General features: G+C 70.3%; 20 protein-coding genes. 11 read left to right on the forward strand and 9 right to left on the reverse strand.

Going from position 1 to position 22,330, the window contains the following annotated elements:
• The gene (nadA, locus tag ACYQ78_RS02155) at window positions 1-1,203 is read right to left on the reverse strand and encodes a quinolinate synthase NadA (RefSeq protein WP_459798931.1); all 1,203 of its coding nucleotides are present in this window, start codon (window positions 1,201-1,203) and stop codon (window positions 1-3) included.
• 112 nt (window positions 1,204-1,315) lie between these two features.
• On the opposite strand from nadA, the gene ACYQ78_RS02160 reads away from it, so the two are divergent.
• Together ACYQ78_RS02160 and ACYQ78_RS02165 are read left to right on the forward strand one after the other, a co-directional pair.
• On the forward strand, window positions 1,316-1,669 hold the full coding sequence (locus tag ACYQ78_RS02160; protein WP_459798932.1) for a HesB/IscA family protein: 354 nt from the start codon (window positions 1,316-1,318) through the stop codon (window positions 1,667-1,669).
• A gap of 156 nt (window positions 1,670-1,825) precedes the next feature.
• A complete protein-coding gene (locus ACYQ78_RS02165) occupies window positions 1,826-2,812 on the forward strand; it encodes a carbohydrate kinase family protein (protein WP_459798933.1) in 987 nt (328 codons plus the stop codon).
• Between the two features lie 103 nt (window positions 2,813-2,915).
• Here ACYQ78_RS02165 and ACYQ78_RS02170 read toward each other — a convergent pair whose 3' ends face one another.
• Window positions 2,916-3,203 (reverse strand): sulfurtransferase TusA family protein, encoded by a 288-nt coding sequence (locus tag ACYQ78_RS02170; RefSeq protein WP_459799736.1) that lies wholly within the window; start codon window positions 3,201-3,203, stop codon window positions 2,916-2,918.
• Window positions 3,203-4,336 carry a cysteine desulfurase family protein gene (locus tag ACYQ78_RS02175; protein WP_459798934.1) on the reverse strand — a complete coding sequence of 378 codons (1,134 nt, stop codon included), beginning with the start codon at window positions 4,334-4,336 and terminating at the stop codon, window positions 3,203-3,205. The genes ACYQ78_RS02170 and ACYQ78_RS02175 overlap by 1 nt, the downstream gene beginning before the upstream one ends.
• A 239-nt stretch (window positions 4,337-4,575) precedes the next feature.
• Between ACYQ78_RS02175 and ctaC the strand changes: the two genes are divergently transcribed.
• The 4 genes from ctaC to ACYQ78_RS02195 all read left to right on the forward strand — a co-directional run bounded on the left by ctaC (window position 4,576) and on the right by ACYQ78_RS02195 (window position 8,699).
• A complete protein-coding gene (ctaC, locus tag ACYQ78_RS02180) occupies window positions 4,576-5,343 on the forward strand; it encodes an aa3-type cytochrome oxidase subunit II (protein ID WP_459798935.1) in 768 nt (255 codons plus the stop codon).
• The gene (gene ctaD, locus ACYQ78_RS02185) at window positions 5,340-6,992 is read left to right on the forward strand and encodes an aa3-type cytochrome oxidase subunit I (protein ID WP_459798936.1); all 1,653 of its coding nucleotides are present in this window, start codon (window positions 5,340-5,342) and stop codon (window positions 6,990-6,992) included. The genes ctaC and ctaD overlap by 4 nt, the downstream gene beginning before the upstream one ends.
• Window positions 6,989-7,384, forward strand: a complete 396-nt coding sequence (locus ACYQ78_RS02190; RefSeq protein ID WP_459798937.1) for a cytochrome c oxidase subunit 4 — start codon at window positions 6,989-6,991, stop codon at window positions 7,382-7,384. The genes ctaD and ACYQ78_RS02190 overlap by 4 nt, the downstream gene beginning before the upstream one ends.
• Window positions 7,385-7,526: 142 nt before the next feature.
• Window positions 7,527-8,699, forward strand: coding sequence for a L,D-transpeptidase (locus ACYQ78_RS02195; protein WP_459798938.1), 1,173 nt, complete (start codon window positions 7,527-7,529; stop codon window positions 8,697-8,699).
• Here ACYQ78_RS02195 and ACYQ78_RS02200 read toward each other — a convergent pair.
• Window positions 8,696-11,947 carry a BTAD domain-containing putative transcriptional regulator gene (locus ACYQ78_RS02200; protein WP_459798939.1) on the reverse strand — a complete coding sequence of 1,084 codons (3,252 nt, stop codon included), beginning with the start codon at window positions 11,945-11,947 and terminating at the stop codon, window positions 8,696-8,698. The genes ACYQ78_RS02195 and ACYQ78_RS02200 overlap by 4 nt on opposite strands.
• An 80-nt stretch (window positions 11,948-12,027) precedes the next feature.
• Here ACYQ78_RS02200 and ACYQ78_RS02205 point away from each other — a divergent pair, with 80 nt between their 5' ends.
• The gene (locus ACYQ78_RS02205; protein ID WP_459798940.1) at window positions 12,028-13,284 is read left to right on the forward strand and encodes an FAD-binding oxidoreductase; all 1,257 of its coding nucleotides are present in this window, start codon (window positions 12,028-12,030) and stop codon (window positions 13,282-13,284) included.
• On the opposite strand, the gene ACYQ78_RS02210 is transcribed toward ACYQ78_RS02205, so the two are convergent.
• The 5 genes from ACYQ78_RS02210 to ctaE form a co-directional block, all read right to left on the reverse strand.
• Entirely contained in the window at window positions 13,223-13,960 is a 738-nt protein-coding gene (locus ACYQ78_RS02210) for a ferritin-like domain-containing protein (protein ID WP_459798941.1), read from the reverse strand. The two genes, ACYQ78_RS02205 and ACYQ78_RS02210, sit on opposite strands and share 62 nt — an antisense overlap.
• 111 nt (window positions 13,961-14,071) lie before the next feature.
• Entirely contained in the window at window positions 14,072-15,700 is a 1,629-nt protein-coding gene (gene qcrB, locus ACYQ78_RS02215) for a cytochrome bc1 complex cytochrome b subunit (RefSeq protein WP_459798942.1), read from the reverse strand.
• Window positions 15,697-16,773 carry a cytochrome bc1 complex Rieske iron-sulfur subunit gene (qcrA, locus tag ACYQ78_RS02220; RefSeq protein ID WP_459798943.1) on the reverse strand — a complete coding sequence of 359 codons (1,077 nt, stop codon included), beginning with the start codon at window positions 16,771-16,773 and terminating at the stop codon, window positions 15,697-15,699. The genes qcrB and qcrA overlap by 4 nt, the downstream gene beginning before the upstream one ends.
• Entirely contained in the window at window positions 16,770-17,585 is an 816-nt protein-coding gene (qcrC, locus tag ACYQ78_RS02225; protein WP_459798944.1) for a cytochrome bc1 complex diheme cytochrome c subunit, read from the reverse strand. Before qcrC ends, qcrA begins: the two co-directional genes overlap by 4 nt.
• Before the next feature lie 17 nt (window positions 17,586-17,602).
• Window positions 17,603-18,223, reverse strand: a complete 621-nt coding sequence (gene ctaE, locus ACYQ78_RS02230) for an aa3-type cytochrome oxidase subunit III (RefSeq protein ID WP_066362356.1) — start codon at window positions 18,221-18,223, stop codon at window positions 17,603-17,605.
• A gap of 137 nt (window positions 18,224-18,360) precedes the next feature.
• Here ctaE and ACYQ78_RS02235 point away from each other — a divergent pair, with 137 nt between their 5' ends.
• The 4 genes from ACYQ78_RS02235 to ACYQ78_RS02250 all read left to right on the forward strand — a co-directional run bounded on the left by ACYQ78_RS02235 (window position 18,361) and on the right by ACYQ78_RS02250 (window position 22,214).
• The gene (locus ACYQ78_RS02235; RefSeq protein WP_459798945.1) at window positions 18,361-18,750 is read left to right on the forward strand and encodes a hypothetical protein; all 390 of its coding nucleotides are present in this window, start codon (window positions 18,361-18,363) and stop codon (window positions 18,748-18,750) included.
• 27 nt (window positions 18,751-18,777) lie between these two features.
• The gene (trpD, locus tag ACYQ78_RS02240) at window positions 18,778-19,824 is read left to right on the forward strand and encodes an anthranilate phosphoribosyltransferase (protein ID WP_459798946.1); all 1,047 of its coding nucleotides are present in this window, start codon (window positions 18,778-18,780) and stop codon (window positions 19,822-19,824) included.
• Window positions 19,825-19,947: 123 nt separating this feature from the next.
• Entirely contained in the window at window positions 19,948-20,634 is a 687-nt protein-coding gene (locus ACYQ78_RS02245) for a sensor histidine kinase (protein ID WP_459798947.1), read from the forward strand.
• Between the two features lie 35 nt (window positions 20,635-20,669).
• Window positions 20,670-22,214, forward strand: coding sequence for an amidase (locus ACYQ78_RS02250; protein WP_459798948.1), 1,545 nt, complete (start codon window positions 20,670-20,672; stop codon window positions 22,212-22,214).
• Window positions 22,215-22,330: the final 116 nt, after the last annotated feature.

The raw sequence follows: 22,330 nt of genomic DNA on the forward strand, positions 1-22,330 counted from the left end.
CTACGGCAGGGCCAGCATCCGGTCGAGCGCCACCTTCGCCCAGTGGGTGGTGTCGGCGTCGACGGTGATCTGGTTCGGCACCTGCCCCGCCGCGAGGGACTCCAGCGCCCAGACCAGGTGGGGCAGGTCGATGCGGTTCATCGTCGAGCAGTAGCAGACGGTCTTCTCCAGGAACATGACCCGCTTGTCGGGGAACATCGTCCCCAGCCGCCGCACCAGGTTGAGCTCGGTGCCCACGGCCCAGGTCGACCCGGCGGGCGCGGCCTCCAGGACCTTGATGATGTATTCGGTCGAGCCCACGTGGTCGGCCTTGGTCACGACCTCGTGGCGGCACTCGGGGTGCACCAGCACGTTCACGCCCGGGACCTGCGCCCGGACGTCGTCGACGTTCTCGGCGGTGAACCGGCCGTGCACCGAGCAGTGGCCGCGCCAGAGAATCATCTTCGCGTTCTTCAGCTGCTCGACGGTCAGGCCGCCGTTCGGGCGGTGCGGGTTGTAGACCACGCAGTCGTCCAGGCTCAGGCCCATCTCCAGCACCGCCGTGTTGCGGCCGAGGTGCTGGTCGGGCAGGAACAGGACCTTCTCGCCCTGCTCGAAGGCCCATTCAAGAGCCTTCTTGGCATTGGACGAGGTGCACACCGCGCCACCGTGCCGCCCGCAGAACGCCTTGATGTCGGCACTGCTGTTCATGTACGTCACCGGCACCGTCACCCCGGCGATCCCGGCGTCCTCCAGCGCCTCCCAGGCCTCCTCGACCTGGTCGAAGGTGGCCATGTCGGCCATGGAGCAGCCGGCGGCGAGGTCGGGCAGGATCACCTTCTGGGCGTCCGAGGTCAGGATGTCGGCCGACTCGGCCATGAAGTGGACGCCGCAGAACACGATGAACTCGGCATCGGGCCGGGCGGCCGCCTCGCGGGCCAGCTTGAAGGAGTCGCCCGTCACATCGGCGAACTGGATGACCTCGTCGCGCTGGTAGTGGTGACCCAGCACGAACAGCCGATCACCGAGCGCCTCCTTGGCCGCGCGGGCCCGCGCCACCAGCGCCGGGTCCGAGGCGGGCGGGAGCTCGCCGGGGCAGTCGACACCGCGCTCGCTGTGCGGGTCGACGCCCTGCCCGAGGACGAAGAGAGGAAGACTCGTGGTCGTCACGACCACACCCCCTTGGGGACTTATCGTCGAACTGACGACTACTACATTACACATCCGCTTTGGGTTGTATTCCGGCAGGGTGTCCGTCCCGGGAATGTAGGGACAGGGCCAACGTGTTGCTAACGTTCTAGAAGGACGTCAGTTTCAGACGGTGGGAGTCACCAACATGACGGTTGAGAGCAGCGAGACCACGCGGCAGGGCCTGAACCTTACCGACGCGGCCGCCGCCAAGGTCAGGGGCCTGCTGGAGCAGCAGGGCGAGGAGGGCCTCCACCTCCGCGTCGCGGTGCAGCCGGGGGGCTGTTCGGGCCTTCGTTACCAGCTCTACTTCGACGACCGGTCGATGGACGGTGACGTCGTCTCCGACTTCGGCGGCGTCTCTGTCGTGACCGACCGGATGAGCGCCCCCTACCTGATCGGCGCCACGGTCGACTTCGTCGACACGATCGAGAAGCAGGGCTTCACGATCGACAACCCCAACGCCACGGGGTCCTGCGCCTGCGGCGACTCCTTCAACTAAGGAGTGCCGGCGAGACACCCGCGCACCCGCTTTCGGGCACGCGGGTGTCTTGCCATGTCTCCACGCTGTCCCGGGCCCGTCCGGATATCGCGTATTCTTGCTGGGCTCGCGCTCCGGCGGGCGTTCACGCGCTGCTGACAACGAGGAGAAAACCCCGTGCGCATCGCCGTCACCGGCTCCATCGCGACCGACCACCTGATGACGTTCCCCGGTCGCTTCGGCGATCAGCTCATCGCCGAGCAGCTCGACCGCGTGTCGCTGTCGTTCCTCGTCGACGAGCTGGAGATCCGGCGCGGCGGCTGCGCGGGCAACATCGCGTTCGGCATGGGTGGCCTGGGTCTGCGGCCGATCCTGGTCGGCGCGGTCGGCGACGACTTCGCCGACTACCGGTCCTGGCTGGAGCGGCACGGCGTCGACTGTGACTCCGTCCACATCTCCGAGCTCCACCACACCGCGCGGTTCCTGTGCACCACCGACCAGGACCACAACCAGATCGCGTCGTTCTACACCGGCGCGATGGCCGAGGCCCGGCAGATCGAGCTCGGCCCGATCGCGGCCCGCGTCGGCGGCCTCGACCTCGTGCTCGTCGGCCCCAACGACCCCGACGCCATGCTGCGCCACACCGCCGAGTGCAAATCGCGCGGCATCGACTTCGCCGCCGACATCTCCCAGCAGCTCGCCCGGATGCCCGGTGAGCAGATCCGCGAGCTGATCGACGGCGCGGCCTACCTCTTCTCCAACGACTACGAGAAGGGGCTCATCGAGCAGAAGACCGGCTGGTCCGACGAAGAGGTCCTCGACCGCGTCGGCGTCCGGGTCACCACGCTCGGCCCGAAGGGCTCGCGCATCGACCGCAAGGGCGAGCCGTCGATCCACGTCTCCCCGGCCCCCGAGCGCGGCAAGGCCGACCCGACCGGCGTCGGCGACGCCTTCCGTTCGGGCTTCCTCGCGGGCCTGACCTGGGGCCTGAGCCTCGAGCGCTGCGCCCAGATCGGCAACCTCACCGCCACCCACGTGCTGGAGCGGGTCGGCGGCCAGGAATACGAGCTCGGCCAGGCCGACTTCCTCGAGCGCTTCGCCGGCTGCTACGGCAAGGACGCCGCCGAGGAGATCGGCGCCCACCTGCGCTGCCTGCGCCCGTAGTCTCCGCTCGGACCGCCGCCCGCCAGGTAGGGGGCGGCCGCCGAACAGGACTGCGCCTTCGATCATCGCTCGAAATGCCGCCCGCTCTGTCAGCGGGCGGCTTTCAGTATTTGCGGCGTACGTGGATCGCCCAGCCGCCCTGCGGCAGCTCGTAGCTCTCGACGTGTTCGTGTGACTTCAACCGGCACCAGGCCGGGATGTCGGTGAAGGCGGCCGGGTCGTCGGCCAGCACGGAGATCACCCCGCCCAGGGGCACCTCGCCGACCCGCTCGGCCAGCATGATGATCGGGATCGGGCACTTGCGGCCCAGCGCGTCGATGGTCAGCGCCGCCTCCGGTATGACCGGCGCGACCGGCGGAACCACCTCGACGGACGACTTCCTACGCCAGATCACCGCACCCCCAGACGCTGACGGACGCGAAGAACGAGGTCGGGGAGAACGGTGAGGAACCGTTCGACGTCGTCTTCGGGGATCCCACGTGGCAGCGATACCCGGACATTTCCATGCGTAAGCACGCCCATCGCCTCCAGCACGTGTGATGGTCGAAGCGTACTCGCCGTACACGAACTTCCTGACGAGACGGCGAAACCGGCCTTGTCGAGTTCGGTCAGGAGCGCCTCGCCGTCGACGTACAGGCACGAGAAGGTCACCAGGTGGGGGAGGCGATCCACCGGATCGCCGATCACCTCGACGTCGGGGACCCGGCGCGGGACCTCGGCGCGGATGCGGTCGACCAGCGCCGACAGGCGGGCGTTCTCGGTCGCGGCCTCGGCCGCGCGGGCCCGCAGCGCGGCGGCGGCGGCCACCACGGCGGGCACGTTCTCGTAGCCCGGCACCCGGCGCTGTTCCCTGTCGTCTTCGGGATAGGGGGAGCGCCAGCGGGTGCCCTTGCGGACCGCGAGCACCCCGACCCCGGCCGGGCCGCCCCACTTGTGCGCGCTGGCGGCCAGCACCGACCATCCTGAGGGGATCGGCAGCCGCCCGGCCGACTGGGCCGCGTCGACCACCAGCGGCACCCCGGCCGCCCGGCACGCGGCGGCCGCCTCGGCCACCGGCTGGAGCGTGCCCACCTCGTGGTTGGCCGTCTGGAGCGCCGCCACCGCGACCCCCTCGGCCGCCACCGCCTCGGTGAACGCAGGCAGGTCGACGCGCCCGGAGAGGGCGACACCTATGGTCTCCACGGTCCCCGAGTCGCGCTCGTGGACGCCCGCGGCGTGCAGCACGCTGGAGTGCTCGACCGCGCTCACCACCAGATGACGCCCCACCCGCCGCCGGGCCTGGAGGGCGCCGAGCAGCCCGAGGTGCACGGCCTGGGTGCCCGACGAGGTGAACGACAGCTCGTCGGGACGGGCCCCCAGCACCTCGCCGATCTCGGCCCGCGCCTGGTCGAGCAGCAGCCGCGCCCGCCGGGCCGAACCGTAGAGCCGGGCCGGGTCGGCCCACCCCACGTCGAGAGCTGCCAGCATGGCCTCCCGGGCCGCCGGATGGAGGGGCTCGGTCGATGCCGCGTCGAGGTACGCCACAGTGAGGACATTAACGGGGGCTGGAACGAGGACCGGTGCCGGTCCGCGCTAAAGTGTCTCGGCATTGAAGTGAATCAAGTAAAGCGGGGGAGAAGATTCCCCCGGCTGTGTGGAATCCGCGAAAACCGCCCAGGGGTGAGACCCGTGGGCTTGAAGTGTGGGGTAGGCGATCCGTGAGTCCGACCCGCCGTACGACACGGCGATCGTTGGCCCGCCGCCGGTTGCTCAGTCTCGCCGGTGTGGCGGTTCTGGTCGCGTCCGCGACGGCGTGTAGTTCCGAGGCGGCCGATCAGTGGTCGCGGCTGGCCCAGCCCGAGCCGCAGACTCGGCAGGGCAACCTGATGCTCGACCTGTGGCTGGGCTCGTGGGCGGCCGCCCTGGCGACGTTCGTCGTCGTCTTCGCCCTGATCGTGTGGTCGGTGCTGTTCCACCGCCGGCGTAAGAACAGCGACCAGCAGCTGCCGCCGCAGGTGCGGTACAACCTGCCGATCGAGATGCTCTACACGCTCGTTCCGCTGGTCATGGTGGCGGTCTTCTTCTACTTCACCGCGCGCGACGAGACCGAGATCATCAAGGTCTCCGGCACCGCCCCGGTGAAGGTCAAGGTCGAGGGCTTCCAGTGGAGCTGGCGCTTCACGACCGAGGCGCAGGGCAAGACGGCGACCGTGGCGGGTGTGCCGGTCGACCTGGCCAAGCAGAGCGTGACCAACCCGCAGGGCCCGCAGCTGGTGCTGCCGGTCGGCACGAAGGTCGAGTTCGCCCTCGAGTCGCCCGACGTCATCCACTCGTTCTGGGTGCCGGCGTTCCTCTTCAAGCAGGACGTCATGCCGGGCCTGCACAACAAGTTCGAGCTCGACACCCTCGACAAGACCGGAGTGTTCTTCGGCCGCTGCGCCGAGCTCTGCGGTGTCGACCACAGCAAGATGTTGTTCTCGGTCAAGCTGGTGCCTCAGGCGGAGTTCGACCAGTACATGACCACCCAGTCCGCGGCGGGAGGCGCGCAATGACCACCGCCGCACAGCCCTACCGCAAGGGTTCTGTGGTCGTGAAGTGGCTGACCACCACCGACCACAAGATCATCGGTCACCTCTACCTGATCACCTCGTTCGTGTTCTTCCTCATCGGCGGCGTCATGGCTCTGGTCATGCGCGCCGAGCTCGCCCAGCCGGGCATGCAGGTCGTCTCGAACGAGCAGTTCAACCAGCTGTTCACCATGCACGGCACGATCATGCTGCTCATGTTCGCGACCCCGCTGTTCGCGGGTTTCGCCAACGAGCTCATGCCGCTGCAGATCGGCGCGCCCGACGTGGCGTTCCCGCGTCTGAACATGGTGAGCTACTGGCTCTACCTGTTCGGCAGCATCATCGCCGTGGGCGGCTTCTTCACCCCGGGCGGCGCCGCCGCCTTCGGCTGGACCGCCTACGCGCCGCTGTCCAACGCGGTCACCTCGCCGGGCATCGGCGGTGACCTCTGGGTGATGGGCCTGGCCCTGTCGGGTCTGGGCACCATCCTCGGCGCCGTCAACTTCATCACCACGATCATCTGCATGCGCGCGCCCGGCATGACGATGTTCCGCATGCCGATCTTCACCTGGAACATCCTGCTCACCAGCATCCTGGTGCTGCTGGCGTTCCCGGTCCTGGCGGCGGCGCTGCTGGTCTTGGAGGCCGACCGGAAGCTCGGTGCCCACGTCTTCGACCCCGCCAACGGCGGTGCGATGCTGTGGCAGCACCTGTTCTGGTTCTTCGGGCATCCCGAGGTCTACATCATCGCCCTGCCGTTCTTCGGCATCATCACCGAGGTCCTGCCGGTCTTCAGCCGCAAGCCGGTCTTCGGCTACATCGGCCTGGTCGGCGCGACGATCTCCATCGCGGGCCTGTCGGTGACTGTGTGGGCGCACCACATGTTCGTCACCGGCCAGGTGCTGCTGCCGTTCTTCTCCTTCATGACGTTCCTCATCGCCGTACCGACCGGCGTGAAGTTCTTCAACTGGATCGGCACGATGTGGCGGGGGCATCTCAGTTTCGAGACACCGATGCTCTTCGCGGTGGGCTTCCTGGTCACCTTCCTGTTCGGTGGCCTGACCGGTGTCATCCTGGCCTCGCCGCCGCTCGACTTCTCGATCTCCGACTCCTACTTCGTGGTGGCCCACTTCCACTACGTGGTGTTCGGCACGGTCGTGTTCGCGATGTTCTCCGGCTTCTACTTCTGGTGGCCGAAGTTCACCGGCAAGATGCTCAACGACAAGATCGGCAAGGTCCACTTCTGGACCCTGTTCTTCGGGTTCCACCTGACGTTCCTGGTCCAGCACTGGCTGGGCGTCATCGGCTTCCCGCGGCGCTACGCCGACTACTCGCCGGTCGACGGCTTCACCGACCTCAACATGATCAGCTCGGTCGGCGCGTTCCTGCTGGGCGCCTCGACCCTGCCGTTCATCTGGAACGTCTGGACGACCTGGCGCAACGCGCCCAAGGTCACCGTCGACGACCCCTGGGGCTACGCCGGTTCGCTCGAGTGGGCGACGTCGTGCCCGCCGCCGCGGCACAACTTCCACCGGCTGCCCCGCATCCGGTCGGAGCGCCCGGCGTTCGATCTCAAGTACCCGCACATCACGCCTGGTAAGGCTCAGCCGGCGATCGAGGAGGTCTCGTCGTGAAGGTCCAGGGATGGATGTTCATCCTCACCGGCTTGTTCTTCGCCGCAGCCGACATCGTCTACTGGTTCTGGTCCAAGGAGGTGACCGGCACCACCGCGATGGCGATCTCGGTGGGTCTGGCCCTCATGATCGGCTACTACCTGCTGTTCACGGCGCGCCGCATCGGCGAGCAGCCGGAGGACGACAAGGAGGCCGAGATCAGTGACGGCGCGGGTGAGCTGGGCTTCTTCAGCCCCCACTCGTGGTGGCCGCTGTTCGTGACCCTGTCGGCCGCGCTGACGTTCTTCGGGTTCGTCATCGGCTGGTGGCTCTTCATGATCGGTGTCTTCGCGGTGATCATGAGCACGATCGGATTCGTCTTCCAGTACTACCGCGGGCACTTCTCGCACTAGTTCCCGCAGCTTGGTCCCGGTTCGCCCGTTGGCGGACCGGGACTTTTTCTTTGCCTTCGAAAGGAGTGTCGGGCGACCGAACTCCCCGTAATCGGGTAATAACTCAGAGATAGTGATCAAGGTGACCCGGGGGGAGATCCGCGTGCGAACTCGTGCTGCGGGGGCGTTGGCCCTAGTGATGCTGACCGGTTGTGCCACTACGGCGACGGCGGGCGAGGACGCGGCGAGGCAGAAGGCGGCCGAAGCGGTCATGATCTTTCCGAGCAACGGGGCGGCGAACCTGCCCCCCGAGCTCCCGATCAAGATCTACGCGTCGGGCGCCGCGCTGGGCACGGTCGCCGTCACCGCCGAGGGCGGGAAGGCCGTCGAGGGCGTCTTCAGCCCCGACCGCACGATGTGGCGCAGCGTGCGCCCGATGATGCCGGGCACCCACTACACGGTCGCGGCGACCGCGGGGTCGGCGAAGGGCAGCAGTTCGTTCTCGACACTGGCCGCCGCCAAGACGTTCGAGATCGACACGCTGCTGCCGAACAAGGAGATGACCGGCCTGACCGTCGGCGTCGGCATGCCGATCATGATCACCTTCAACACGCCTGTGAAGGACCGGGTGTCGATCGAGCGCAACCTGGTCGTCCAGGCCTCCAAGCCGGTCGACGGCGCCTGGCACTGGTTCGACGACAAGACGATCGCCTACCGGCCGAAGGAGTTCTGGCCGGCCAAGACCAAGGTCCGGGTGACCGCCCGCCTGGCGGGCGCGCGCGGCGACGTCGGCCTCTACGGCGCGAAAGACTACACGCGCGACTTCACGATCGGCCGCTCGCAGATCACCAAGGGCAACATCAACGAGCACACGATGGACGTCATCCGCGACGGCAAGACCATCAGGAAGATCCCGTTCAGCGCGGGCAAGGGCGGCGTGTGGAAGTACCACACGACCAGCGGCATCCACCTGGCCATGTCGCGCGAGGACGTCACGGTCATGACCTCGCCCGACGCCGGGCCCGGCCAGGCCGGTTACTACCAGCAGACGGTCTACGACACCGTCCGCATCTCCAACAGCGGTGAATACGTCCACGGCGCGCCCTGGTCGGTCGGCTCGCAGGGCAACTCCAACGTCAGCCACGGCTGCGTGAACATCAGCCCGTCCAACGCCCAGTGGTACAAGGACGAGACCCTGATCGGCGACCCGATCATCCTCACCGGCTCGCCGCGCCCGCTGGAGCCCACCAACGGCTGGGGCCACTGGCAGCCGAAGTGGAAGGACTGGCTGAAGTGGAGCCGCCTGCGGGACGCGACGACCGACCCGATGGCCTAACCGAGCCGCTCCAGGAGCGCCGCGCTGCGGCGCTCCAGATGGGGGATGGCCAGCTCACGGTGGGTCCGGGCCGCCAGCCGCGCGTGGTCGCGGGCGCGGTCCGGATCGCCGAGGGCCTCGTACAGGCCCGCGACGGCCTCGTGGATCGAACCCCACGAGACGCAGCCGGTGCCCAGCGTGGCGATCTGGCCGGCGACCGGCAGCAGGGCCGCCAGCATCTCCTCGGGGGCCGGGCGGCCCAGGCGGGCCGCGACCAGGGCCCACTGCCAGGCGGAGAACTGCCAGGCCCAGTCGCGTTCGATGGTGGTGCCCCAGCGGGTGAGCAGCTCCGTCGCCTTCGCGCGGTCGCCGGTCTCCCACAGCGCCAGGATGGCGGTCGGTCGCAGCAGCCGGTCGGACGGGTCTTCGGCCCGCTCGGCCAGGGTCGTGACCAGGGCGGGCGGCACTGCGTCCCTGGCCCAGTCGATGTAGAACTCGCTCATCAGCTCGATGACGTCGGGACCCCACAGGCTGGTGCGGCGGTACCACTCGCCCGCCAGTGAGCTGTAGCGGCGGGCCTCGGCCCAGTCGCCCGACAGGATGGCCCGGCCCGAGGCGGCGTAGTTGACCTGGGCGGTGATCTCCGGGATGCGCAGCTCGTCGGTCAGCCGCAGGCAGCGGGCGAGTTCGGCGTCGTACTCGGCGATGGCGCCGTCCTGCATGAGGCCCTGCATGCGGTGCAGGCGGGAGATCACCTCGGTGAGTTTGGGCAGGCCGGGCAGGGTGAGGATCTCGGCGGCCGCGGCGAACCGCTCGGCGTCGCGTTCGGGCGACCAGTTCGCGATGACGTAGTTGTTCAGGGTCCTGGCCAGCAGGATCGGGTCGCCGGTCTTGCGGGCCAGCGCGACCGCCTCGGTCGCGTGGGCCAGGCCCTCGGCGCGGGTGCCGTAGTAGCGCTCGACGGCGAGGGTGCCCAGGAGCGCGGCGCGGCGGGCCAGGTCGTCGTCGGGCAGGCGGGTGAGCAGGTCGCGCAGGAGGTTGATCATGCGCGGGTTGACGACGCCGTAGGACCACCAGTTCCACAGCGTGACGCCGCCGAAGACGGTGACGGCCTCGATCGCCGTGTCGTCCTCGCCCAGGCGGGTGGCGAGGTCGACGGCCTCGTCGAGGGGCGCGCGGGCGCCCAGCACGTCGCCGGTCAGCCGCCGGGCGCGGCCCACCTCGATCAGCAGGCGGCAGCGCCGGGAGGTGCCCGCCGGGCCGTGGGAGGCCAGGGCGAGCTCCCAGTAACGCACCGCCTCGTCGTAGGCCAGGCCCGCGGCGGCCTGTTCGGCGGCGCGGGCGGCGTAGGCGACGGCCTTCTCGGCGTGGCCGACCCGGGCGGCCTGGGCGAAGTGGTGGGCCAGCACCGGGATCCGGTCGAGGTCGCCGCCGCCGAACGACTCGGCGGCCTCGCCGATCCTGCCGTGGAGGCGCGCGCGTTCGAGGCGGGTGAGCTCGCCGTACAGGGCCTCCTGGACGAGGGCGTGGGAGAAGCGGTAGTCCCAGCCGCCCTCGACCTCGACGAGCAGGCCGGTCGCGACGGCCGGTTCGAGCAGTTGCAGCAGGCGGGCGGGGTCGAGCCCGGCGGCGCCCGCGAGCACGTCGCAGTTCACGGCGCGGCCCACCACCGAGGCGGTGCGCAGGAGCGTCTGGGTCTCCTCGGGCAGGCGGGAGACGCGCTGGGCGATGACGTCGCGCACGCCGTCGGGCACCGGCAGGGCGGCGATGTCGGCCGACCGGGTGCTCGCCGCCAGGCGCAGGAGTTCGCCCAGGTAGAAGGGGTTGCCGCCGGTGCGGTCGTGGAGCACGGCCACGTGGTCGCGCATCGCGGGGTCGCGGCCGTCGAGGTAGTCGGCGACGTCGGCCTCGGTCAGCGGGCCGACGGTGAGCCGTTCGGTGCCGCGCTGGCGGGCGAGTTCGGCGAACACGTCGATCGGCTGGGGGGTGTCGTGGTGGCGTACCGTCACGACGACCAGGAGCGGGACCCGGTGGAGCTCGGCGCCGAGGAAGGTGAGCAGCTTGAGGGTCGCGGCGTCGGCCCAGTGGGCGTCCTCCAGCACGATCATCAGCGGGCCGCGCGCGGCGCGCTGTTCGAGGGCGCGGGTGACGGCGTCGTGCAGCAGGAAGCGGGCGGCGTCGGGGTCGGCCGCCTCGCCGGGGGCCGCCAGGCGTTCGGCGGTCGGCGGGTCGAGCACCCGCAGGGCCTGGATCCACGGCCAGAAGGCGGGCGCGTCGTCGGCGCAGCGGCCCCACGCGACGGTGAAGTTCCGCGACGCCGCCAGCTCGGCGGCCGACTCGGCCAGCGTGGTCTTCCCGATGCCCGCCTCACCGCCGATCAGCAGCACCCCGCCCGCGCCCCGGGCGGCGTCGGCGACCCGGTCGTGCACCCGCCGGTGCTGCGCCGCCCGCCCGACGAGCCGCGGCGGCTCGGCGCGGGGTTCGGCGGGTGCGGCGGCCACCGTGACCCGCGAGGCCGGCAGCGGCTCCTGCCGCAGCACGGCCTGCTCCAGCGCGCGCAGCTCGGGGCTCGGCAGCAGCCCGAGCTCCTCGTCGAGCAGGGCGCGGCACCGCTGGTAGGCGGCCAGCGCGTCGGCCTGCCGCCGGTCGGTGTAGAGCGCCCGGATGAGCAGCGACCAGAGCCCTTCTCTGTACGGTGCCGCCTCCAGCAGCCGCTCGACCTCCAGCGCCACCTCGGCCGGGCGACCCAGCGCGAGCCGCGCCTCCGCCCGGGTGGTGAGCGCGGTCAGCCGGGCCTCCTTGAGGTGGGCGATGGTCGGCCGCAGATACTCTTCGTCCTGGAGTCCCGTGTACGGCTCCCCGCGCCACAGGTCCAGCGCGGGATTGAGGATCCGCTCCACCTGCTCGGGCGGCGCCGTCTCGGCCAGCTCCATGGCCTTCAGGAACCGGTGGGAGTCGATCTGCCCGGGATCGATCTCCAGCAGGTAGCCCGGCTCGCGGGTCCGCAGGATCTTCGCCGGGGTCCTGGGCGACCGGTCGGGTTCCAGGGCCTTGCGGAGCTGGAAGATGTACGCCTGGAGCGTTCCGGTCGCGCTGGAGGGCGGCTCGTCCTGCCAGAGGGCGTCGATGATCTGGTCGAGCGCCACGACCCTCGGGGCATGGGTCAGCAGCAGGGCCATGACCGCCCGCTGCTTGCGGGGGCCGAGGTCGACGGCCGACCCCTCGCTGAGGACCTCCACGGGCCCGAGGACCCGGAAGTCGTGCCGCATCGTGCTCCTCCTAGTCGAGTAGGACAACACTAGGATGCCGTCTCAGCGACATACGAGGGCACCATGGGACAACTCCTCCCATGAACGAAATCTCTGGATTCAATCTCGCGGTACGGCACCACCCCGCCCTCGTGGCCGAGGCCGAGACCGCCGAAGACGTGGCCGAGGCCCTCGCGTACGCCGTCTCCCGTGATCTTCCGGTGGCCGTCCAGGCGACCGGGCACGGCGCCGTCCAGGCCGCCGATGGGGCGGTCCTCATCCTGACCTCGCGGATGCGGTCGCTGGAGATCGACCCGGTCGAACGGACCGCCACCATCGGGGCCGGGTGCACGTGGGCCGAGGTCGTCCGGGCGGCGGCGCCCTTCGGCCTGGCGCCCCTCTGCGGGTCGGCCTCCGGGGTGGGCGCGGTCGGCTTCACCCTCGGCGGCGGCGTCGGGCCGCTGGCCCGGACGTACGGTTTCGCGGCCGACCACGTGCGCGCCCTGACCGTGGTGACGCCCGACGGGGTCACCCGCGTCGCCGACCCCGGCGGCGAGGCCGACCTGTTCTGGGCGCTGCGCGGTGGCAAGGGCGGGTTCGGCGTGGTCACCTCGATCACCGTCGACCTGTTCCCGCTGGCCACCGTGTGGGGTGGCGGCTTCTACTACGCCGCCGCCGACGCTCCGGCGGTGCTGCGGGCCTACCGGGAGTGGGCGCCGACCCTGCCCGAGACGGTGACGACCTCGATCGCCCTGGTGCGGCTTCCCCCGCTCCCGCAGCTCCCTCCGCCGCTGAGCGGGCAGTTCGTCGCCCACCTGCGGGTGGCCTCTGTGGAGCCCCAGGAGGCGCTGCTCGCGCCGATGCTCGGGGTGGCCGAGCCGGTGCTGGGCGGGGTGGGGGAGTTGCCGTACACGCAACTGGACCTGATCCACAACGACCCGACCGACCCGATGCCCGCCGTCGAGCGGAGCACCCTGCTCCGCGACCTGACCCCGGAGGCGGTGGAGACGCTGCTGTCGGTCGCCGGGCCGTCGGTGGAGCTGCCGATCCCGGTGGTCGAGATCCGGCACCTCGGCGGGGCGCTCGCCCGCGAACCGAAGGAGCCGAACGCGGTCGGCGGCCGAGAGGCCGCCTTCAACCTGCTGGTCGTCGGCCTGCCGGGCAGCGCGCCGGAGGCGATCACCGGGGCGCTGGCGCCGTGGTCGACCGGCGGGACGCTGATCAACTTCCACGGCTCCGACCTGACGACGCTCGACCGCGCCTGGCCCGCCGCCACCAGGGCCCGTCTGGCGGAGATCAGGAACCGGGTCGACCCGCGTGACCTGTTCCGCCTGGGCCACGTGGCGCCTCGCAGCTAGCGCGGACGACCGCACCGAACAGGGCCGTCACGTCACGGGCGAAGTCGCGCCAGGGCAGACCCAGCCGCCGCAGCGCCCGGCCGTGGTCCACGATGACCACGGCCACCGTCCCGAACAGCAGGACCCACCACGCGCGGACGACCAGCCCCCGCAGCGGCACGTCCCGGAGCTCGTGGCGGAGGCGGTCGGTGTGGAAGGGGACGTGCCGTTCCTCGTCGGCCAGGATCAGCGCGGCGGCCTCGGTGGTGAGGGGGTCACCGGTGCCGTCGCGCAGGGCCCGGTAGTAGCGCAGGGCGACCACCTCGGCGATCATCAGGACCATCAGCTCCAGCCGTAACCCCAGCAGCCGCCGCAGCCACACGAAGACCGTGTCGCTCCAGTGGCCGGTCAGGGTGCCCGAACCGGCGGCGGCCAGCAGCATCGCCAGCATCCGGGCGTGGTTGCGCTCCTCGTCGACGAACAGCCGGACCGTGGCCGCGTAGGCGGGGTTCCCGGACGCGGCGGCCTTGGCGATGAGGTTGGCGCCGTCGCCGTTCTCGCCCACCTGGAAGCGGCGGATGCTCCTGAGCACGTCCGGGTGCAGCCGGGAGCCCCGATGCCAGTCGGGGTCGGCGCGGTCCTTCCGGCGGGCGGCCTCGGCCTCGAAATCGGCCAGCCAGGTCTTGTCATCGGGCATGGCGCCCACGGTAGGAGCGCGGTGTGCAGAGACCGTGGGGGTGGTGTCGAGAGGGCGTACAGAAAAGAAAAACCCGGAGCGGGACGCTCCGGGTTTCTCCGTTGGACGGGACTAGTGCAGCTCGCGCGGGTGGTCGCCCGCACCGACGGCCGCGTGGTCGTCGTCGTGCCCGTGGCCGTTCGCGTCCAGCGGCACGCGGTCGGTGCCGTAGAACTTGCTGGCCTTGGCCCGGAACTTGCCGATCGGACCGCGCACGCCCTTCGGCGGGATGCCGTCCTTGTCGTCGTCGCCGGGGACGATCGGGATCTGCTTCTTGCCGCGGATGTGCTCGGCGATGTCCTCCGCCAGCGGCTCGTGGACCTCGATGTACTCGCCGTGCGGGAGGCGCTTGATGACGCCGGCCTCCACGCCGTGGGAGAGGATCTCCTGGTCCTTGCGCTGCAGGCCGATGCAGATCCGGTAGGTCACCCAGTAGGCGATCGCCGGGCCGATGAAGATGGCGAACCGGCCGATGATCGTCGTCTCGTAGAGACTGATGTGGAAGAACGCCGAGATCCAGTCGTTGGCGCCCAGCAGCCACAGGATGCCGTAGAACGTCACCGCCGCCATGCCGATCGAGGTGCGGACCGGGGCGTTGCGGGGACGGTCGGCGATGTGGTGCTCACGACGGTCGCCGGTGATCCACTGTTCGGCGAACGGGTAGAGCGCCAGGCCGGTCATGATGATGCCCATCGGGACCAGCGCCGGGATCAGCACGCTCAACGGCACCGTGTGATCGAGGAAGTTGATCTCCCAGGCCGGCATCAGGCGCAGCGCGCCTTCGAGGAAGCCCATGTAGAAGTCGGGCTGCGACCCCGAGGAGATGTCGGCCGGTGTGTAGGGGCCGAACAACCAGATCGGGTTGATCTGCGCGAACGTACCGAGACCGGCGATGCAGGCGAACGTGAACAGGAAGTAGGCGCCGGCCTTGGCCATGAAGGCCGGGTAGAACGGCGCGCCCACCACGTTGTGCTCGGTGCGGCCCGGGCCGGGCATCTGCGTGTGCTTCTGCACCCACATCAGCACCATGTGGGCCGAGATGAGCGCCAGCAGGATGCCGGGGATCAGCAGGATGTGCAGGGTGTAGAAGCGCGAGATGACGTCGACACCCGGGTATTCCCCGCCGAAAAGGAAGAACGTGATGTACGTGCCCACGATCGGCAGCGAGATCGCCACGCCCTCGGTGATCCGCAGACCGGCGCCGGAGAGCAGGTCGTCGGGGAGGGAGTAGCCGGTGAGGCCCTCGGCCAGCGCCAGGGTCAGCAGCAGCACGCCGATGATCCAGTTGAGCTCACGCGGCTTGCGGTAGGCGCCGGTGAAGAAGACGCGCAGCGCGTGGACCATCATGCCGGCCACGAACAGCAGGGCCGCCCAGTGGTGCATCTGCCGGATCAGCAGTCCACCCCGGACCTCGAAGCTGATGTGCAGCGACGAGGCGTAGGCCTCGGACATCCCGACACCCACGAGCGGCTGGTAGGAGCCGTTGTAGATGACGTGACCCATGCTCGGCTTGAACCAGAACGTCAGGAACGTGCCGGTCAGCAGCAGGATGATGAACGAGTAGAGCGCGATCTCGCCCAGCAGGAACGACCAGTGGTCGGGGAAGACCTTGCGCAGGTTGCGCTTCAGGAAGCTGCCCGCGCCGAGCCGGTCGTCGAGGTAGGTCGCGGGGCCCGCGATGGCTTTGGGAGTCTCGTTCACGACTGGTTCCCCCTGGCTTCCCTGGCGTCGGCCTCGGCGTCGCCGCGCTCCCAGAAGCTGGGACCGACGGGGACGTCGAAGTCGGCCTGGGCGATGAGGTAGCCCTGGCTGTCGATGCCGATGGGCAGCTGCGGCAGCGGCCGGGCGGCCGGGCCGAAGATGACCCGCGCGCCGTCGGTCGCGTCGAACGTCGACTGGTGGCAGGGGCACAGGATGTGGTGGGTCGTCTGCTCGTAGAGCGCCGCGGGACAGCCCACGTGGGTGCAGATCTTCGAGTAGGCGACGATGCCGTCGTAGGTCCAGTTCCTGATCGTGCCCGCCTTGAGGTCTTCAGGACGGAACTTGATGAGGATCAGGGTGGCCTTGGCGAGGGCGTTGAGGTCGTGCTCGTAACCCTCGGGCACGACCGACAGGATGCCGCCGGGAGAGTCGAAGTCGGCCGCCATGATCGGCTGGCCGGTGCCTTCGACGACCAGCTTCATGCCCTTCTTCCACACCGTGTGGCGCAGGGACGTGCCGGGCAGCGGGCCCAGGTCCTTGAGCAGCACCAGCGGGGCCAGGCCCAGCGGCGCCGCCGCCAGCAGCAGCGTGCGGCGCATCATCTTGTGCTTGACGAAGCCGCTCTCATTGGCGCCCGCGCGGAACGTCTCGTCGACGTAGCCGCGGGTGTCGTCGTCGGAGCGCATCTCGTGGCGCTCCTGGACGAGGTTGTACTTCGGCATGATCCGCCGGACCCAGACCACCACGCCGGAGGCGAGGCACAGCAGCGCCAGCGTGAGAGTGCCACCGAGCGCGGCGTTCGAGACGGCCGTGCTGTCGAGGTCGCCGACCTGGAAGATCACATAGGAGGCGATGAAGCCGATGCCGGCCAGGAAGGCGACGAAGAACAGCAGGGCGACCGTGCGCTCGGCCTTGCGGGCGTCGGCGGGGTCGGGGAGCGTCACGCCGGGCGTCTCCACCTCGGCTTCAGCCGGGCGGGTGCCGAGTACGGCGGTTCCCTGAGCCGGGGTGCCGATGACGCGACGCGGGACGCGCGTCTCGTCATCGGGGCCGGGAAGCTCGTTATCTGTCATTTTGATGTTCTCTTACGCTTCTTGGCGGTGATCCAAATGGCGGCGAGGGACATGAAGCTGATTCCGGCGATCCACGCGACGAGACCTTCGGAGACCGGGCCGATGCGGCCGAGCCCGAAACCGCCCGGGTCGACCTGATCCCGGACCCCGACGATGTAGGCGATCATGTCCTTCTTCTGCTCAGGAGTGATCGTCGAGTCGTTGAAGACCGGCATCGCCTGCGGACCCGTGGCCATGGCCTCGTAGATCTGCGTGGGCGTGGCCTCGTTGAGGTTCGGGGCGTACTTGCCGTAGGTGAGCCCGCCACCGGCGCCGACGAAGTTGTGGCACTGGATGCAGTTCGCGCGGAACAGCTCGCCGCCCTTGGCGGCGTCACCGGTCTTCGTGTCGACCATCTCCGCGGTCGGCACCGTGGGGCCGCCACCGAGGGTCTGCACGTAGGCGGCCAGCTGGCGGGTCGCCTCGGGCGTCACCCACTCACCGAGCGGCTTGCGCGGGGCCTGCGCGCCCGGGTCGGCGGCCGGCATACGGCCGGAGCTCACCTGGAAGTCGACCGCGGCGGCGCCCACGCCCACGAGCGTCGGGCCCATGGAGGTGCCCTCGGCGTTCATGCCGTGGCAGCTGGCGCAGTGAGCCACGAACAGGCTCTTGCCCTCGGCCACGTCGTCGGCCTTGCCCGACGCGACCGCCGCGTCGGCGGTGCTGTCACTGGGCGCCGCGGCGGCGTATCCGCCGCCCAGCAGCCCCAGCGCGAGCGCCACGACCGCGAGGCGCGCGAGGGGATGCCGCCGTCGCGCGGTGATGGAGTTCACCGAAATCCCCGTTCCGATCATTTGATGATGTAGATGGTCGCGAAAAGGCCGATCCAGACGACGTCGACGAAGTGCCAGTAGTAGGACACGACGATCGCGCTGGTGGCCTGCTCATGCGTGAAGCGCTTCGCGGCGTACGTGCGTCCCAGGAGGAACAGGAACGCGATCAGACCACCCGTCACGTGCAGGCCGTGGAAGCCCGTGGTCAGGTAGAACACCGAGCCGTAGGCGTCGGAGGAGAGCGTGGTGCCCTCGTGCACCAGCTCGTTGTATTCGATCAGCTGCCCGGCGACGAAGACCGCGCCCATGAGGAAGCTGATGAAATACCAGAACCGGAGCTTCTTGACCTGACCCTTTTCCGCGGCCCACACGCCGAACTGGCATGTCACCGAGGACAGCACCAGGATGATCGTGTTGACCGTCGCGAACGGGACGTTCAGATGCGCGCCCGGCCAGCTTGCTGGGTCCTGGCCGACGCTCACCGAGCGGATGGTGAAGTACATCGCGAACAGCGCCGCGAAGAACATGAGCTCAGAGGACAGCCAGATGATCGTCCCGACGCTGACCAAGTTGGGCCGGCGCGACGAGTGGGCTGTCGTCGTCGTAGTAATTGCGGATGCTGTCGCCACGCCCGACATTATTGCGGCTCATGGGGCCGGGTCGGCGCACGGCCCCCCGATAGGACGCGCCCGGGGGATATCGGGGCGGGATATCAGCGGGCCCCCCGGGCCGATAGCATCCCTGGTGACCCTACCCGGTGACTGGAGTGCGCAACATGAAGGTTCTCGTCTACAGCGACGACGCGGCCACCCGTGAGAAGGTGCGGCTGGCCATCGGCCGCCGTCCCGCCGCCGACCTGCCGCTGGTGGAGATCGTCGAGTGCGCGACCCAGCCCGCTGTGGTCCGGCAGCTCGACTCGGGGGAGATCGACATCGCGATCCTCGACTCCGAGGCCGCGCCGGCCGGGGGCATGGGCATCGCCAAGCAGGCCAAGGACGAGGTGCACGACTGCCCGCCCATCTGCCTGATCATCGCCCGGCGCGACGACCGCTGGCTGGCCAACTGGTCGCGGGCCGACGCCGTCATCTCCCAGCCGCTCGACCCGATGGTCGTCGCCGAGACGATCGCGGGGCTGATGCGCGGGCGGCTGCCCGCGGTCTCCTGACATCCCACATTCCTTTAAGGACGCGCCATGGACGCCCGTACCACCTGGCCCTCGCTGCTCAACGCGCTGCTCGCCGGTGAGCACCTGACCGCCGACGAGACCTCGTGGGCGATGGGCGAGATCATGTCGGGCGCGGCCACCCCGGCCCAGATTGCGGCGTTCGTCGTCGCGCTGCGCGCCAAGGGGGAGACCGTCGCCGAGGTGTCGGGCCTGGCCCGGCACATGCTGTCCATCGCCACGCCCCTCACGATCGAGGGCCCGGCGGTCGACGTCGTCGGCACCGGCGGCGACCGGGCCCACACGGTGAACGTCTCGACGATGGCGGCCATCGTGGTCGCGGCGGCGGGTGCGCGGGTGGTCAAGCACGGCAACCGGGCGGCGTCCTCCAAGTGCGGCGCGGCCGACGTGCTGGAGCACCTCGGCGTCGTGATCGACCTGTCGCCCGAGGCGACCGCGCAGGTGGCCGACGAGGCCGGCATCGCGTTCTGCTTCGCGCCGGTCTACCACCCGTCGATGCGGTTCGCGGGGCCGACCCGCAAGGAGATCGGCGTCCCGACGGTGTTCAACTTCCTCGGCCCGCTGACCAACCCGGCCCGCCCGTCGGCCCAGGCCATCGGCGTGTTCGACGCGCGCATGCTGCCGGTCATGGCCGGGGTCTTCGCCGAGCGCGGCGTGTCGGCCCTGGTCTTCCGGGGCGACGACGGCCTCGACGAACTGTCGACCGCCGCCCCCTCGACCGTCTACGTCGTGCGCGACGGCGTCTCCACCAAGACCGCGTTCGACCCGGCCGACATCGGCATCGCCCGCTCCCAGCCCGCCGACCTGAAGGGCGGCGACGTCGCGTTCAACGCGGGGGCCGTCCACGACCTGGTCCGGGGCAAGACCGGCCCGATCCGCGACGCCGTTCTGCTCAACGCCGCCGCCGCGCTGGTCGCCAGCGAGGGCCCCACGGTCGACGACCTCTCCGAGCGGATCGCCGCCGCCTACGCCACGGTCGGCCAGGTCGTCGACTCCGGCGCCGCCGCGACCCTGCTCGACCGCTGGGTCGAGGTCTCGCAGCGCCTGCGCGGCTGATCCACCGGCGGAACTTCGGTGCCCGCGCGGTCGTGGGTGATCGCGCGGGTACGCCTCGGGGCTGACGCATCCTCACCTCGTGGGCGGACGCCCCGGGGCTGGATGGCGGCTTATCGTGCCGCCATGATGCGCCTCCTCGCCGCCCGCCTCGCCCGTCTGAGGGCCCGGGTGACCCGCCGCCGGCCCTCCGACGCCACCGACCCCGTGACCCGGGAGCGGCTCAGGATCGCCGAGGAGCTGCACGACGTGGTGGCCCACGACCTGAGCGTGCTCACCCTGGGCGTGGGCGCCGGGCGGGTGATCATGGACCGCGATCCCGAGCGCGCCAGGCAGACCCTGCGCGACGCCGAGGAGGCCGGCCGCCAGGCCCTCACCGATCTGCAGCGCGTGGCGGGCCTGCTGAGGTCGGGCTCCGCGACGACCACGGGCCCCCAGCCCACCCTCGGGGCGCTGCCCGCCCTGTTCGACCGTTTCCGGGCGGCGGGCCGCAAGGTGCAGTTCGCCGAGGAGGGCCAGCGGCGCCCCAGCCCGGTGCTGGAGCTGTCCGCCTACCGCATCGTGGAGGAGGCCCTGGTCAACGCGTTCGAGCACGGCTCGGCGCGCCGGGCCCGGGTGCGCCTGCGCTGGCAGGGCGGAGTGGTCGAACTGTGCGTCGAGGACGACGGCGGCCCCAGGGAGCGCCTGCTGGGCATCTGGGAACGGGCCGCGCTCTTCGGCGGCTCCGTCCACGCCGGGCCGGTCAAGGGCGGATTCGAGATCCGGGTGAGGCTGCTGACCGGCGGCCGGACCCGCGCCACCTCCCGCGCCTAGAGTGGTCCTAACCGGACAAAAGGGGAGGATTCGTCGTGGACGCCGACCTCATCCACTCTGACGCGACCGAACTCGCCGAGCTGATCCACACAGGCAAGATCTCTTCTGTGGACGTGGTGCGCGCGCACCTCGACCGCATCGAGGCCGTCAATCCGGGGATCAACGCCATCGTCACCCTCGCCGACGGCGCGCTGGAGGCCGCGCGGGCGGCGGACGCGGACCTCGCGTCGGGCCGGGAGGTCGGCCCGCTCCACGGCGTGCCCTTCACGGTCAAGGACTCCTTCGACACCGCCGGGGTGCCCACCCAGCGCGGCTCACCGATCTTCGCGGGACGGGTCCCGGACGTCGACGCGACCGCCGTGGCGCGGATGAAGGCGGCCGGGGCGATCCTCCTGGCGAAGACCAACCTGCCGGAGTTCTCCTACTGGATCGAGTCGGACAACCTTCTGACGGGCCGCACGAACAACCCCTGGGACCTCGACCGGTCGCCCGGCGGCTCCAGCGGCGGCGAGTCCGCGGCGATCGCGGCGGGGATGTCGCCGCTGGGGCTCGGCAGCGACCTGTCCATCTCATTGCGCGGCCCGGCGGCCGACACCGGCATCGCCGCCCTCAAGGCGACCCACGGGCGCGTTCCGATGACGGGGATCTGGCCGAGGGTGCCGCGCCGCGACTGGCACGCCGGTCCGATGGCCCGCAGCGTGCGGGATCTCGCGCTGGCGTATTCCCTGCTGGCGGGCCCCGACGGCGCCGACGGATTCGCGAGCGTCCCGGGCGGGTTCGACGCGGGCCTGGCCGGGTTCACTGGAGCTCGGGGCCGGTTCGATGCGGGCCCGGGCGGGGTCGCCGGTGTTCGGGACGGGTTGGACGCGGGCCTGGGTGGGTTCGCCGGTGCTCGGGGCCGGTTCGATGCGGGCTTGGGCGGGTTCGACGCGGACTCACCAGGGCGGGCTGTCCGGGTGGGCTGGCTGACCGACTCGGGGCTCGGCCCGGTCGACACGGAGGTCGCGGCGACCGTGAAGGCCGCCGCCGATGCCCTGGAGATGGCCGGGCTACAGGTCGAGGCCGAGGACATCCCGGCCCTCGAACGGGACGACCCTCTGGAGATCTTCATGCGGCAGCACGTCATGGAGGTGAAACCGGCCTTCCGTCAGGTGACCGAGGGCCACGAGGACCAGAGGTTCACCTACTCCAAGACGGTCTTGGCCGCACCCGACACGACCGTGGCCGACTACGTCGAGGCCGAGCAGGGCATCGAACGGCTGCGCGACGGCTTCGCCGACTACTTCCGCCGGCACGACGTGCTGCTGCTCCCGGTGACGACGATCCCCGCCCACGCCCACGGGCTGGGCTCGTTCACCCTGAACGGCCGCGAGGTGAGCGCCTTCCACGTGAGCTCGACGACCGTGCCGTTCAACCTCACTGGCCTCCCGGCCCTGACTCTGCGATTCGGCACGAGCCACGACGGCATGCCGATCGGCGTGCAGCTCGTGGCCACCTGGTACGCGGAATCGACGATCCTGCGCGTCGCCGCACTTCTGGAGTCCCTGAGCCCTGTCGCCGACCTGTGGCCTGCGCGCTGAGAGTCGCCGATCTGTGGCCTGCGCGCTGAGAGTCGCTGGCCTGTGGCCTGCGCGCTGAGAGTCGCCGATCTGTGGCCTGCGCGCTGAGAGTCGCTGGCCTGTGGCCTGCGCGCTGA

This window comes from Herbidospora sp. RD11066, from assembly GCF_054661255.1.